The organism is Azospirillum brasilense, assembly GCF_001315015.1.
Classification (GTDB): Bacteria; Pseudomonadota; Alphaproteobacteria; order Azospirillales; family Azospirillaceae; genus Azospirillum; species Azospirillum brasilense.
This window is the reverse complement of sequence record NZ_CP012916.1, coordinates 312,987-327,204: the sequence shown is the minus strand read 5'-3', so window position 1 is coordinate 327,204 and position 14,218 is coordinate 312,987. Positions and strand designations below refer to the sequence as shown.

10 protein-coding genes are annotated in these 14,218 nt (G+C 68.7%); 5 read left to right on the top strand and 5 right to left on the bottom strand.

From position 1 onward, the window contains the following. The first annotated feature begins 150 nt into the window (after window positions 1–150). Window positions 151–618 carry a DUF4112 domain-containing protein gene (locus tag AMK58_RS22935; protein ID WP_051140673.1) on the top strand — a complete coding sequence of 156 codons (468 nt, stop codon included), beginning with the start codon at window positions 151–153 and terminating at the stop codon, window positions 616–618. Between the two features lie 24 nt (window positions 619–642). On the opposite strand, the gene AMK58_RS22930 is transcribed toward AMK58_RS22935, so the two are convergent. Continuing rightward, a complete protein-coding gene (locus AMK58_RS22930) occupies window positions 643–1,368 on the bottom strand; it encodes a pyridoxamine 5'-phosphate oxidase family protein (RefSeq protein ID WP_035679484.1) in 726 nt (241 codons plus the stop codon). Window positions 1,369–1,468: 100 nt separating this feature from the next. Between AMK58_RS22930 and pdxR the strand changes: the two genes are divergently transcribed. The 4 genes from pdxR to AMK58_RS22910 all read left to right on the top strand — a co-directional run bounded on the left by pdxR (window position 1,469) and on the right by AMK58_RS22910 (window position 7,966). Beyond that, a complete protein-coding gene (gene pdxR / locus AMK58_RS22925; RefSeq protein WP_059399501.1) occupies window positions 1,469–2,911 on the top strand; it encodes a MocR-like pyridoxine biosynthesis transcription factor PdxR in 1,443 nt (480 codons plus the stop codon). Between the two features lie 313 nt (window positions 2,912–3,224). Continuing rightward, window positions 3,225–5,000: an N-acetylglutaminylglutamine amidotransferase gene (locus tag AMK58_RS22920; RefSeq protein ID WP_035679488.1), complete on the top strand. Its 1,776-nt coding sequence runs from the start codon at window positions 3,225–3,227 to the stop codon at window positions 4,998–5,000. Window positions 5,001–5,007: 7 nt separating this feature from the next. After that, a complete protein-coding gene (ngg, locus tag AMK58_RS22915) occupies window positions 5,008–6,789 on the top strand; it encodes an N-acetylglutaminylglutamine synthetase (RefSeq protein WP_035679489.1) in 1,782 nt (593 codons plus the stop codon). A 16-nt stretch (window positions 6,790–6,805) separates the two neighbouring features. Next, window positions 6,806–7,966 (top strand): osmoprotectant NAGGN system M42 family peptidase, encoded by a 1,161-nt coding sequence (locus AMK58_RS22910; protein ID WP_051140675.1) that lies wholly within the window; start codon window positions 6,806–6,808, stop codon window positions 7,964–7,966. 219 nt (window positions 7,967–8,185) lie between these two features. On the opposite strand, the gene AMK58_RS22905 is transcribed toward AMK58_RS22910, so the two are convergent. The 4 genes from AMK58_RS22905 to AMK58_RS22890 form a co-directional block, all read right to left on the bottom strand. Beyond that, a complete protein-coding gene (locus AMK58_RS22905) occupies window positions 8,186–9,439 on the bottom strand; it encodes an MFS transporter (protein ID WP_035679490.1) in 1,254 nt (417 codons plus the stop codon). A gap of 228 nt (window positions 9,440–9,667) precedes the next feature. Then, window positions 9,668–11,479 carry a carbon starvation CstA family protein gene (locus AMK58_RS22900; RefSeq protein WP_035679491.1) on the bottom strand — a complete coding sequence of 604 codons (1,812 nt, stop codon included), beginning with the start codon at window positions 11,477–11,479 and terminating at the stop codon, window positions 9,668–9,670. 264 nt (window positions 11,480–11,743) lie between these two features. Then, window positions 11,744–12,463, bottom strand: coding sequence for a two-component system response regulator BtsR (gene btsR, locus AMK58_RS22895; RefSeq protein WP_035679493.1), 720 nt, complete (start codon window positions 12,461–12,463; stop codon window positions 11,744–11,746). Further along, window positions 12,460–14,169 (bottom strand): sensor histidine kinase, encoded by a 1,710-nt coding sequence (locus AMK58_RS22890; protein ID WP_035679495.1) that lies wholly within the window; start codon window positions 14,167–14,169, stop codon window positions 12,460–12,462. Before AMK58_RS22890 ends, btsR begins: the two co-directional genes overlap by 4 nt. Window positions 14,170–14,218 lie beyond the last annotated feature (49 nt).

Genomic DNA, 14,218 nt, shown 5'->3' with positions numbered 1-14,218 from the left:
ACAACGGGTGGGTCTTGCGCGGGTGGGACGACCGGGCCATCTGTGCGGGACTGGCTCCGGGCCCCTCTGGCGGTCCACTTGGTACGGACCGCGATGTCGGAGCCCTTCACTTGAGCGGACGGTGCAGCCGTCCCCTTCTGGAGGGTCCGTATGACCACTACCTCTTTTTCTTCTTTCCGTTACGGTTCCGCCTACGGCGAGACCGCGCATTTCGCGGCGCGCCAGCGGCTGGAATGGCTGGCGCGGATGATGGACAGCGCCATCCGCGTGCCGGGCACCAAAATCACCTTCGGCGCCGACGCGGTGCTGGGTCTCGTGCCCGGCTTCGGCAACCTCGCCACCACGGCGGTGTCCGGCTATCTCATCCGCGAGGCCTGGAGGCTTGGCGTGCCGCGCGGCAAGCTGCTGCGCATGGTCGGCAACGTGGCGATGGACAGCCTGATCAGCGCCGTCCCGGTCGCCGGCAACATCGCCGATGTGTTCTGGAAGGCCAACCGCAAGAACATGGCGATCCTGGCCGAGCATCTGGACGGCCCTCCCCCGCAAGGCGGCCGGACGCACCGTCGTCGCCGCTCGGCGCCCTACACCATCGACGGCGAGTGGCGCCGGACGCGGTGACCCCGGACGCGGAGGAGGGGCGCGTTACTCCCCACCGAACCTGATGCGGTGGTTTTCCACCATCAGCTCGTCCAGCCGGCGGCCGGCGGTGAAGCCCGCCAGCCCCGGCGGGACGGGTGTGCCGGCGGGCAACCGCGGGCAAGGCTCAGCGGCGCCGATCACCTGAACCACCGGGTAGCGGGCGGTGTAGATGGGCAGGTCCATGTCCTCCCCCTCGTCGGACAGGCCCTTGCCCCGGACCTTGGCGCTCGCCTCCTCGATCTCCATGCCGACCACCATGGTCGCCTTGATCTCCTGCGCCGTGCTGGTCCGCAGCTCGGCGCTGCGCCCCGGATAGAAGCGGTCGACCATGGCGTCGAGCGCGCGGGCCTTGGCCTGCGGCTCCTCGACGATGCGCGCGGTGCCGAAGCACATGGCGGACCGGTAATCCGCCGAATGGTTGAACCCGCTGCGGGCGAGCACGAGGCTGTCGAGATGCGTGACGGTCAGGCAGACCGGCAGGCCGTCGCGCTGCGCCCGCAGCATCCGGCTGGCCGCGGAGCCATGCCAATAGAGATGCTCGCCCTCCCGCCAGAAGGCCGTGGGGGTGCAGTAGGGCTGCCCGTCGATCACGTAGGCGATGTGCGCGATCATCGCGCCGTCGAGAATGGCGTGGACCGATTCCCAGTCGTAACGCCCCCGCTCGTGCAGGCGCTTGACCCGGTTGCGGTCGGTGACGGGATAGTGGTCGGACGGAACGGCCTCGGACATCGCGGAACTCTCTTCGCGGCGGTGGACAACGGCGCCATTAGAGCTTAGCCATTGGTCCGGCGTGAGAGCCAATTACGATCTTATCGACTGGACCAATCCGATGCCCGCCGATCTGTCCGACCTGATGCTCCTCCCCATCGACCGGACGGGCGGGGAGCCGCTGCTGCGGCAGGTCTATCGGGAACTGCGTCGGGCCATCCTGTCCGGCGCCCTGCCGCCCGGCGCGAAGCTGCCGCCGACTCGCGCGCTCGCCGAACGGCTCGGCGTCGCCCGCAACACGGTGGTCGCCGCCTATGAGCAGCTTCTGGCCGAAGGCTTCATCGAGGGGCGCGTCGGGGCGGGCAGCTTCGTATCCCGCGACCTGCCGGACGGGCTGGAGAGTCCGCCGCCGGAGCCGCCCCGCCGCGTCCCATCCCCGTCGCCATCGGCCACCCCCTTCGGCACCCTCCCGTTCAGCACAGGACGTTGCGCGCTGGACGAGCGCAGCTTGCGGATCTGGCGCAGCCTGACCCTGCGGCATCTGCAACGGCCCGACCCGGAGATGCTCGGCTATGGCGAGCCCGGCGGGCCGGCGGCGCTGCGGGAGGCCATCGCCCGTTATCTCCAGAGCGCGCGGGCGGTGCGCTGCGCGCCCGAGCAGGTGGTAATCACCGCCGGCGCCCAGCAGGCCATCGACCTTGTGCTGCGGGTGCTGCTGCGGCCGGGTGATCCGGTGTGGCTCGAAGACCCCTGCTACCCCGCGGTGCGCGCCGCGCTGGAGGCGGCACGGGCGCGCGTCGTGCCGGTGCCCGTCGATGGGCAGGGCATGGCGGTGGCGGCGGGCGTCGCCGCGGCGCCGGACGCCCGGCTGGCCTACGTCACCCCGTCCTCCCATTACCCGCTGGGAGTCGTGCTGTCGATGGCGCGGCGGATGGAGCTTCTGGCCTGGGCGCGCACGGCGGGCGCCTGGGTGCTGGAGGACGATTACGACAGCGAGTTCCGCTACGCCGGCCGTCCGCTCGCCTCGCTCCAGGGGATCGACGGCGCCGGGCGGGTCATCTATGTCGGCACCTTTAGCAAGGTCCTGTTTCCCGGCCTGCGGCTCGGCTACGCCGTCCTGCCGCCCGAACTTCTGGACCCGGTGCTCGCCATGCGCCGCCTGACCGACTGGCACCCGGCGACGCTCTACACGGGCGTGGTGACGGATTTCCTGAGCGACGGTCATTTCGGCCCGCACCTGCGCCGCATGCGCCGCCGCTACACGGCCGCGCGGGACGCTCTGGCCGACGCCATCGGCGCCCATCTCTCCCCCTGGATGGAGGCGGAAGTGCCGGAGCAGGGCATGAAGCTGATCGCCCGGCTGCGCCCCGGCCTGTCGGACCGCGCCGTGGAGGCGGTGGCTGCCCGGCGCGGTATCGCCGTCCGCCCGGTCAGCCCGATGCACATCGCCGCTCCGCCGTTGCAGGCGCTGATGCTGGGCTTCACCGGCCACGAGCCGGGCGCCCTGCGCCATGCCGCCCGCGAACTCGGCGCCGCGTTGGCGGCTGCCCGATTAGACGTCTAATCCTCATTTTTTAGCGCAAACGAGTTAATCCAGAAAAGTCCATTTCCACCAATGCGCTTTGGTGCGCCGCACCCCCTGGCTTTCTCCGGCCGCGCGGCGATCCCGGCCCTATGGGGTAACCCTGATACCCCGTTTTCGCCCCGCTCCCCTCCGGTCGTTCGGCGCGCCCTACCCCCGATACCCTGTGCAAGGCAGGGCCCAACCTTGCGACGATCAAGCTGCACGCCTGTTGAGGGGTGGCGCCGGTCCTTCGCCGTTTCCTGGCGTTTTTTGCCGGCGTCCAGTCCATTCGAATACGGAGATATTTCTTACAATGTGCGGCATCAGCGGGGAAATCCGCTTCGATTCTCGCCCGGCCTCCGCGTCCGCGGTCGGCTCGATGACCAAAGCCCTGGCGTTGCGCGGCCCCGACGGGCAAGGCGTCTTCGCCCATGGCCGGATGGCCTTCGGCCACCGGCGGCTGAGCATCATCGACCTGTCCGAAGCGGCGCAGCAGCCGATGACCGATCCGGAACTTGGCCTCGGCATCGTCTTCAACGGCTGCATCTACAATTACCCGGAACTGCGGGCGGAGCTGGAGGCCAAGGGCTACCGCTTCTTCTCGCACGGCGACACCGAAGTCCTGCTGAAAGCCTATCACGCCTGGGGCCGCCGCTTCGTCGAGCGGCTCTACGGCATGTTCGCCTTCGCCATCTGGGAGCGCGACAGCGGGCGCGTCACGCTGGGCCGCGACCGGCTGGGCATCAAGCCGCTCTACCTGTCCGAGACGGCGGGGCGGCTGCGCTTCGCCTCGACCCTGCCCGCCCTGCTGGCCGGCGGCGACGTCGACACCGCCATCGACCCGGTCGGGCTCTACCAGTATATGAGCTTCCACGCCGTCGTGCCGGCGCCGGGGACCATCCTGAAGGGCGTGCGCAAGCTGCCGCCGGCCACCCTGCTGACGCTGGAGCCGGACGGGCGCCGCATCGAGGAAACCTATTGGGAGCCGGTCTTCGGCCCGCAGCCCGGTGACGAGCGGATGTCGGAAGGCGACTGGCAGGACGCCGTGCTGTCCACGCTGCGCAAGGCGGTGGAGCGGCGACTGGTCGCCGACGTGCCGGTCGGCGTGCTGCTGTCGGGCGGGCTGGACAGCTCCGTCATCGTCGCCCTGTTGGCGGAGGCCGGGCAGACTGGCCTGCAGACCTTCTCCATCGGCTTCGAGACCGTGGGACAGGAGAAGGGCGACGAGTTCCAGTACTCCGACCTGATCGCCCAGCGCTTCCAGACCGACCACCACAAGCTGTTCATCGACAGCAGCCGCGCCCTGCCCGCCCTTCAGGACTGCGTGCGGGCGATGTCGGAGCCGATGGTCAGCCACGACGCCATCGGCTTCTTCCTGCTGTCGCAGGAGGTTGCCAAGCATGTGAAGGTGGTGCAGAGCGGCCAGGGCGCCGACGAGATCTTCGCGGGCTACCACTGGTACCCGCCGATGATGGACGCGGCCGACCCGCTGTCCACCTACGCCAAGGTCTTCTTCGACCGCAACCGCGCGGAGATGGCCGAGGCATTGAACCCGCAATACCTCGCCGACGAGGACGCCGCGAGCGCCTTCGTCGCCGCCCATTTCGCCCGGCCCGGCGCCGACCGCCCGGTGGACAAGGCGCTGCGCCTCGACACCACGGTCATGCTGGTCGACGACCCAGTCAAGCGGGTCGACAACATGACCATGGCCTGGGGGCTGGAGGGACGCGTGCCCTTCCTCGACCACGATCTGGTCGAGCTGGCCGCCCGCGTCCCCCCGGAGCTGAAGGTGCGCGACGGCGGCAAATACGTGCTGAAGGAGGCGGCGCGCAAGGTCGTCCCCTCCGAGGTCATCGACCGGCCCAAAGGCTATTTCCCCGTTCCGGCGCTGAAGTACCTGCGCGGTCCCTATCTGGAGCTGGTGCGCGACGTGCTGAACCAGCCCGCCGCGCGGGAGCGTGCTTTGTTCCAGCCGGCCTATCTCGACCGGCTGTTCAGCGATCCGGAAACCCACATCACACCGCTTCGCGGTTCGAAGCTCTGGCAGGCTGCCCTGCTGGAGTTCTGGCTGCAAACCCACGGGATCTGAACACCGCATGATGACGATGCAGAATCGCACCCAGACGCCTTTCCGGATCGAACGCGCCCTGGTCTCCGCCCTGATGGACGAGGACTCGCCGCGTCCGAACCGCCGGACGGGGGCCGGGCATCCCGGAGCGGAAAAGGGGCCGACGCCGCGCGCGGTGGTGAATTGCGGCTGGGGCCGCCTGCTCTTCGCCAACACCTTTCCCGACGTCGGCGAACTGATCGAGGCGATGCGCCAGGAGGGGCCGGGGCGGCGCGACATCGCGCTGTATCTGGAGGACCCGCATGTGGCGCTGTCCCAGGCGCCGACCGAGCTGTTCCTCGACCCCTCCCACACCTACCGCCTGCGGCTGGCCGGCTTCCGGCCGGGCGGCGAGACGCGCGGCTTCGCCATCGAGAAGCTGCGCGGCCGCCAGGACGTCGATGCCGTGAACCGCATCTACGGCGCCCGCGGCATGGTCACCATGGACCCGGAATTCTGCTGGTCGGAGCGCGACAGCCGCGTGTTGACCCATCTGATCGCGACCGATCCGGTCAGCGGGGCGGTCATCGGCTCGGTCACCGGGGTGGACCATGCCCGCGCCTTCAAGGACCCGCAGAACGGCTCCTCCCTGTGGTGTCTGGCGGTCGATCCGCAGGCGGCCTATCCCGGCATCGGCGAGGCGCTGGTCCGTGCGCTGGCCGAGCATTTCAAGGAACGTGGGCGCAGCTTCATGGACCTGTCGGTCCTGCACGACAACGCCAACGCCATCGCGCTCTACGAGAAGCTGGGCTTCCGGCGGGTGCCGGTCTTCGCGCTGAAGACCAAGAACCCGATCAACGAGAAGCTGTTCGCCGGCCCGGCCGTGGAGGCCAGCCTCAACCCCTACGCCATGATCATCATCAACGAGGCCCGGCGCCGCGGCATCGGGGTGGAGGTGGTGGACGCGGAGTCCAACCTGTTCCGCCTCAGCTTCGGCGGGCGCAGCATCCTGTGCCGCGAAAGCCTCAGCGAGCTGACCTCGGCGGTGGCCCTGTTCCGCTGCGACGACAAGGCGGTGACCCGGCGCACGCTGCTGCGGGCCGGCCTGTCGGTGCCCGACCAGATGACCGCCGACGGCATGGACGACAACGCCGCCTTCCTGGAGCGCCACGGCAGCGTCGTGGTGAAGCCCGCCCGCGGCGAGCAGGGCCAGGGCATCACGGTGGACGTGCGCGACGCGGAGACGCTGTCCTGGGCGGTGTCCAAGGCGAAGAAGATCTGCGACACGGTCCTGCTGGAGCAGTTCGTGCAGGGCCAGGACGTGCGCATCCTGGTCATCGACTACCGCGTGGTCGCGGCCGCGGTGCGCCGCCCGGCGGAGATCGTCGGCACCGGCGAGCGGACGATCGCGCAGCTGATCGAGGCGCAGAGCCGCCGCCGCGCCGCCGCCACCGGCGGGGAAAGCCGCATTCCGATGGACGAGGAGACGGAACGTTGCGTGCGCGACGCCGGTTTCTCCATGGACTCGGTCCTTCCGGAGGGGCAGACGCTGGCCGTTCGCAAGACGGCCAACCTGCACACGGGCGGCACGCTGCACGACATCACCGACCGCCTGCACCACCGCGTGGTGGAGGCGGCGGTGGAGGCGGCGCGCGCGCTCGACATTCCGGTGGTCGGCCTGGATCTGCTGATCCCCGACCTGCTGGGGTCCGACTACGCGATCATCGAGGCGAACGAGCGGCCCGGTCTTGCCAACCACGAACCGCAGCCGACCGCCGAACGCTTCCTCGATCTTCTCTTCCCCTACTCCGCGGTCGATCCGCGGGCGTGACCGTTCAGGAGGTGGTATGGAGCAGGCAGCCTTGACGCGGACCGGAATCGTCCGTCCGGTCATCGACATGGACTATCTGACGGGCCTTCTCCGCCGCCTGCTGGAGATCCCGAGCCCGACCGGATACACCGACCAGATCGTGCATTTCTGCGGCGACGAGCTGCACCGTCTGGGCATCCCCTTCGAGCTGACCCGGCGCGGCGCGATCCGCGCCGATCTGGCGGGGCGGCAGTACAGCCCCGACCGCGCCGTGGTCGCCCATCTCGACACGCTGGGCGCCCAGGTGAAGATGCTGAAAGCCAACGGCCGGTTGGAGGTCGTGCCCATCGGCACCTGGTCGGCGCGCTTCGCCGAGGGGGCGCGCTGCACCGTCTACACCGACAAGGGCAGCTACCGCGGCACCATCCTGCCGCTGAAGGCGTCCGGCCACACCTTCAACGAGGAGATCGACACCCAGCCGGTGGCCTGGACCAATCTGGAGATCCGGGTGGACGCCCGCTGCGAAACCCTGGCGGAATTGCAGTTCCACGGCTTCAACGTCGGCGACTTCGTGGCCATCGACCCGCAGGCCGAGTTCGACGCCAGCGGCTTCATCAACTCCCGCCATCTCGACGACAAGGCGGGTGTGGCGGTGATCTTCGCCGCCGCCAAGGCGGTGCTGGACGCCAAGCTGCCGCTGCCGGTGGACTGCCACCTGCTGCTGACCATCTCCGAGGAGGTCGGCTCCGGCGCTTCCTCGGTCCTGCACAAGGACGTGGCGGAGATGGTGACCATCGACAACGGCACCACCGCCATGGGCCAGAACAGCCGCGAGTTCGGCGTGACCGTCGCCATGGCCGACAGCACCGGCCCCTTCGACTATCACCTGACGCACAAGCTGCTGTCGCTGTGTCAGCAGCATGAGATCGAGCACCAGCGCGACGTCTTCCGCTATTACCGCTGCGACAGCGCCGCCGCCATCGAGGCCGGCAACGACATCCGCACGGCGCTGGTCTGCTTCGGCATCGACAGCTCCCACGGCTACGAGCGCATCCACACGGACTCGCTGCGCTCTCTGGCCGAGTTGATCGCGCTCTACATGCAGAGCGACGTGGCGATTCCGCGCGACCGCGTCGGCATGGGCCCGATGGGCGCCTTCCCCTGGCAACCCACAACACCGGCGAAGGTCGAGGAATGACCCCATTCCTTCTCCCCTCCGCTCACGCGCAATCGACGTTTGCGCTGACGCGACAGGCGGACCTTCGGTCCGCCGAAAGCGGGGAGAAAGTCAGGATGAGGGGGCGCCGAAGGCGATCCGCGTCGCTGATCGATGGTTTTCCTCCGCCCTGCCGGGCGTAAATCCCCCTCACCCAAACCCTCTCCCCAGGGGGGAGAGGGCTTCACACCGCAAATCTCCTCACTCCCCCGCCGCCAATTCCGGCCGGGGCGGCCCCACGGGGTCGAGCGGGGTGACCGTCGGCGTCGTCTGTGGCAGCGGGCGGAAGCTGGCCTGCGCCTCGGCGGGCGGCGGCGGACGCATGCGCGTGCGCCACAGTCCGTAGAGCGTCGCCGAGCCCGCCCCCGCCGCGATGAAGCCGAACAGCGCCTCTGGTCCCGCGAAACCCATGGCGGCCGAGGCCAGCGGCGGGCCGATAATCGCCCCCACCGAGTTGGCGAGGATCAGTCCGCCGCTGACCGACACCACGTTGTTCGGCCCGGCATGGTCGTTGGTATGGGCGGCGCAGACCGGGTAGAGCGTGAAGGCCAGCCCGCCGAAGAACGGCGCCACCAGCAGCAGCGTTTCCTGCCGGCCGCTGCCGTCCGCCAGGATCATGCCGACACTCACCAGAGCCAGCGCCGCCGACAGGCCGATGATGACGGCGCGCCGGTCGAAGCGGTCGGACAGCCGCCCCAGCGGCCATTGCAGCGCCACCCCGCCCAGGATCAGGGTGCTCATGAACAGCGCCGTCCCCGACACCCCGAAGCCGGAGGCCGCGCCGAACACCGGGGCGAGGCCGTAGATGGAGCCGGTCACCGTCCCGCTGATGAAGACGCCGACCACGCCCAGCGGCGACGCCTTGTACAATCGCCGCAATCCGTAGGACTCGACGTTGGGCAAGGTCGGCGGTGTGGTGCGGGTCAGCGCCACCGGCACCAGGGCGAGCGTCAGCAGGATGGCGATCAGCATGAAGATGCGCACGCCCGCCGCGTCGTCCAGCTGCAACAGCTGCTGGCCCACCGCCGAGGCGGCGTAGAGCGTGACCATGTAGAGCGACAGGATCTGCCCGCGAGTCTCGTTGTTGGCGGTGCCGTTCAGCCAGCTCTCGATGCAGATGTAGAGGCCGGCCATGCAGAAGCCCTCGGCCAGCCGCAGCACGGTCCACAGCGGCACCGCGGCGAACAGGGCGTGCGACAGCGCCGCCGCCGACAGGACGGAGGCGAAGGCGGCGAAGGCGCGGATGTGGCCGACCCGCGTGATGACGCGGTGGGCGAACAGCGAGCCGCCGGTCAGCCCGGTGTAGAAGGCCGCGGTGATCAGGCCCACCGCGACCGCGCCAGATTCCGTGCCGGCCAGCCGCAGGCCGATGAGCGTGCTGAGCGCCCCGTTGCCCAGCATCAGGAATGCGACCCCGAGCAGGAGCGAAAGTACCGACCGTGCAACCTGCGGCATGTGTCCGACCACCCGTTCCTTTCATGAAAAACCGGCGCCGCAGCCCGGAGGCCACGGCGCCGGCCCTTGGATGGCACCCGCCGGATGGCGAATCAACCCTTGTAATTCGCGGATTCGGTGGCGTCCCAGCCATTCCACAGAAATGCAGAAGAGGTACCGCTGGGGGAGCAGCGATACCTCTTCCGGTTGAGCGCTTGATCGTCTCCGAGCGGCTTGCCCGGTGTCCGGCTATTCCGCCGGGGTGGCGATCAGCGTCTCAGGCAGGGTGTCCTTGCGGATGCGCAGGAGTTCCTTCCACTTCTTGAGGGCGGCGATCAGGATCACGAAGCCAAGCGACAGCATGATGATCGAGATGCCGGCGTTGAAGACGTTGTAGCCCTTGGCCAGCGGGTTCAGATAGACGTTGGTGATCATCCAGTAGCCGGCGTAGTTCACCGTCACGAACAGGTAGGCCAGCGGGACGAGGCAGGTCAGCATGTAGACCCGTTTCTGGCCCAGCCGCAGGATGATCGTGGCGCCGATGATCAGGCCGACCGAGGCCATGAGCTGGTTCGACACCCCGAACAGCGCCCACACCGAGTTGATGTCGCCCGACGTCAGCAGGTAGCCCCAGGCCACGCAGGCCAGCACGCTCGCGGCGATCGAACCGGGCACCCAGTCGAGACGCTTCAGCGGGGCATAGAGGTCGCCGCCCAGATCCTGGATCAGATAGCGGGCCACGCGGGTGCCGCTGTCCACCGCGGTCAGGATGAAGACCGCCTCGAACATCACGACGAACTGGAAGAAGTAGGAGGCCAGCGTGCCGAACCACGGGATGCGGGTGAAGATTTCCGTCATGCCGACGGCCAGGGTCACAGCGCCGCCGGTGCGGCCGTAGAGGTCGAGGCCGATTTCCTGGCTGAGCCGCGGCAGATCGACGACCTGCATGTTGAGGGCCTGGAAGGCGGCGGGCGAGGAGTTGATGGCGAAATAGTCGGCCGGGTGCAGGGAGGTGGCGGCGATCAGCGCCATGACGCCGACCACGCATTCGGCCAGCATGCCGCCGAAGGCCACGGTGCGGATGTCGCTCCATTTGTCGATCAGCTTCGGCGTGGTGCCCGAGCCGATGAAGGCGTGGAAGCCGGAGATGGCGCCGCAGGCGATGGTGATCGAGATGAACGGCCACACCGGGCCGGCCAGCACCGGGCCGCCGCCATGGATGAAGTCGGTGAGCGCGGGGAAGCGGATTTCCGGGTTGATGAAGACGACGCCGACGACGAGCGCGCCGAACACGCCGATCTTCATGAAGCTCGACAGGTAGCCGCGCGGAGTCAGCAGCATCCACACCGGCAGCGCCGTGGCGAAGAAGGCGTAGATCGGCAGGATCAGCGCGACCGTCTCGGCGTGCAGCGTCAGCCAGCTGCCCAGCACCGTGCCCTGGATGTAGGGGCCGGCGAAGACGGAGGCGGCGATGGCGGCGATGCCGACCTGGGTGGCGCCCTTGGACGAGCCGGTGATCTTCTCGTAGAGGCCCAGCGCCACGGCGATCGGGATCGTCATGAAGACCGCGAAGGCGCCCCAGGCGTTGCGCTCCAGCGCATGGACGACGACCATCGACAGGCCGGCCATGGTGATGGTGATGATGAACAGCATCGCCAGACCGGTGCACCAGCCGGCGACCGGGCCGAGTTCGGCCTTCGCGACCTCCGACAGGGACTGGCCCTTGTGCTTCATCGAGGCGAACAGCACGACCGTGTCGTGCACCGCGCCGCCGATGACGCAGCCGATCAGCAGCCACAGGAAGCTCGGCAGATAGCCGAACTGCGCGGCCAGCACGGGGCCGACCAGCGGGCCGGCGGCGGCGATCGCCGCGAAATGCTGGCCGGCGTTCACCCACTTCTTGGTGGGAACATAGTTTCGCCCGTCGGCCAGGATGTGGGACGGCGTCACCTCGGAATCATCGGCACGGAGCACCTTGCGCACAAAGAACACGCCGTAGAAGCGGTAGCAGAGGGCGAGGATGCAGAGTGTCGCGATCACAAATGTTAGGGCGTGATCCATGACAGCTCTCCTTGGAAGGAACTGCCGTCACGGTAGGCCGGGTTTCATCCTCCGTGTGGTGCCCTCCCCGGAGCGGCGCCATGGCGTGGCGAGCGGTCGGAAAGCGGGGGTGAGCGGTGGGGGCTGTCTTCCTAACCCTCTCCCCTCCGGGGAGAGGGTGGCCCGAAGGGCCGGTGAGGGGGTTGCGCATGGCGGTATGTCCGGCGCAAGCGCAACCCCCTCACCCTAACCCTCTCCCCAGAGGGGAGAGGGAACTTTTATGATTCACCCGATGCCCAGCCGCTCCTTCAGCGGGCCGAGGAAGCGGCGGCTGACCGGGATGCTCTGGCCGCCCAGCGTCTGGATTTCCGCCAGACCGTTGTCGATCAGGCGGATTTCCCGGATACGGTCGGGGTTGACCAGATATTGCCGGTGGCAGCGCACCAGCGGCGTGCGCTCCTGCAAGGTCAGCAGGGTCAACTCGGTGAAGCGCTCCTCGCCGTCGGCGCCGACGACGAAGACGCCGCTCGCCTTGGAGGCCACGCATTCCACCTCGTCCAGCTTCAGCAGGGAGATGCGGTTGTGGCCGGTGCAGGGGATCAGCCGCAGCGGGGCGGCGTCCTTCAGAACGGCGAGGTCCTGCGGCGCCCACTCGCGGCGCAGCCGTTGCAGCGTCTTGGCCAGCCGGGCCGGGTCCGCCGGCTTCAGCAGATAGTCGAAGGCGTGCTCCTCGAAGGCCTGGACGGCGTATTCGTCGTGGGCGGTCAGGAAGACGATGCGGGGCATCCGCTCCGGGTCGAGCATGCTCAGCATCTCCAGCCCGCTGACCCGCGGCATCTGGATGTCGAGGAAGACCACGTCGGGCGGCTGGCGGTTGATGGCGCCGATGGCCTCGATGGCGTTGGCGCATTCCCCGGCGACCTGAAGGTCGGGGAACTCCTCCAGAAGGCGCCGCAGTTCCTCGCGGGCCAGCGGCTCGTCGTCCACGATCAGGACGGTCATCATGGCGCGGTCTCCGCAACGGCAGGAATGTCCAGGGGAAGGCGCAGGGTGATGCGGGTGAAGACGTCCGCCTCGCAGGCGACGTCCACACCATAGCCGTTGCCAAAGCGGTTGCGGACGCGGCGGTCCACGATGGACATGCCCAGCCCGTCGCCACCCGCCTTCTCCTCGTAGAGGCCGGCGTTGTCCTCCACCGACAGCCGCAGGACCCCGCCCTCCCGCCGCGCCGCGATGCGGACATGGCCGGGGCCGAGGAGCTGCGAGGTGCCGTGCTTGATGGCGTTCTCGACCAACGGCTGGAGCAGGAAGGCCGGCAGCCGGGCGTGGCGCAGCGCGTCGGGCACGTCGATCTCCACCGACAGGCGCCCGGTGAAGCGCGCCAGCTCGATCTGGAGATAGGCGCTGACATGCTCCACCTCGTCGGCCACCGTGGCCTCCTGGCTGGGGCGCTTCAGGTTCTTGCGGAAGAAGACGGACAGGCTCTGCACGAGCTGGCGCGCCCGCTCCGGGTCGTTGCGGATGACCGCGGAGATGGTGTTCAGCGCGTTGAACAGGAAATGCGGGTTCACCTGCGCATGCAGCAGCTTGATCTCCGACTGGGCGAGCAGCGCCTTCTGCTGCTCGTAGCGCCCGGCGAGAATCTGGCTGGACAGCAGCCGGGCGATGCCCTCCCCCAGCGTGCGGTTGATGGTGGAGAACAGCTTGGTCTTCGGCTCGTACAGCTTCACGGTGCCGATCACCCGGTCGTCCTCTCCGACCAGCGGGATCACCAGCGAGGCGCCCAGCCGGCAGTTCGGGTGGATCGAGCATTTGTAGGAGACCAGATTGCCGTCGGCGTAAAGCACCTGGTTGTTGGCGATGGCCTGGTAGGTCTGGGGCGAGGTGATCGGTGTGCCCGGCAGATGGTGGTCGTCGCCGACGCCGATGAAGGCGAGCAGTTTCTCACGGTCGGTGATGGCGACGGCGCCGACGCCCGTCTCCTCGTAAATGATGCGGGCGACCCGCATGCTGTTCTCTTCGTTGAAGCCCTGGCGCAGCACGCCGTCGGCCCGCGCGGCGATCTTCAGCGCCTTGGCGGAGAAGGCGCTCGACTGCTTGTCGATCAAGGCGCGGCGGTCCATCAGGATGCGCATGAACAGCCCCGCCCCCAGCGTGTTGGCGACGATCATCGGCAGCGCCACCACCTCGACCAGATGGACCGCCGCCGGGAAGGGCTTGGCCACCAGCAGGATGATCAGCATCTGGGCGATTTCCGCCACGAGGGTGACGGCGCCGACGCGCAGCGGGTCGAACAGCGGCTCGATGCGGCCCTGGCGGACGAAGTGGCGGTGCACCAGACCGCCGATCAACCCCTCCGTCACCGTGGAGATGGCGCAGGCCACCGCCGACATGCCGCCCAGCGAGTAGCGGTGCAGCCCGCCGGTGAAGCCGACCGCCAGCCCCACCGACGGCCCGCCCAGGATGCCGCTCAGCACGGCCCCAATGGCGCGGGTGTTGGCGATGGAATCGTCGATCTGCAACCCGAAATAGGTCCCCATGACGCAGAACATGGAGAAGATGACGTAGCAGGCCAGCTTGTGCGGCCAGCGCACGGTGAGGTGCATCACCGGCAGGAACAGCGGCGTCCGGCTCAGCATGTAGGCGATGACCAGATACACGCACATCTGCTGGAGCAGCAGGAAGACGAGGCTGAGATGCTCGACGGTCATGGGGGCGGGCACGGGCAACGGGCGGCGGGATTGCCGGCCCGCAGGCTAC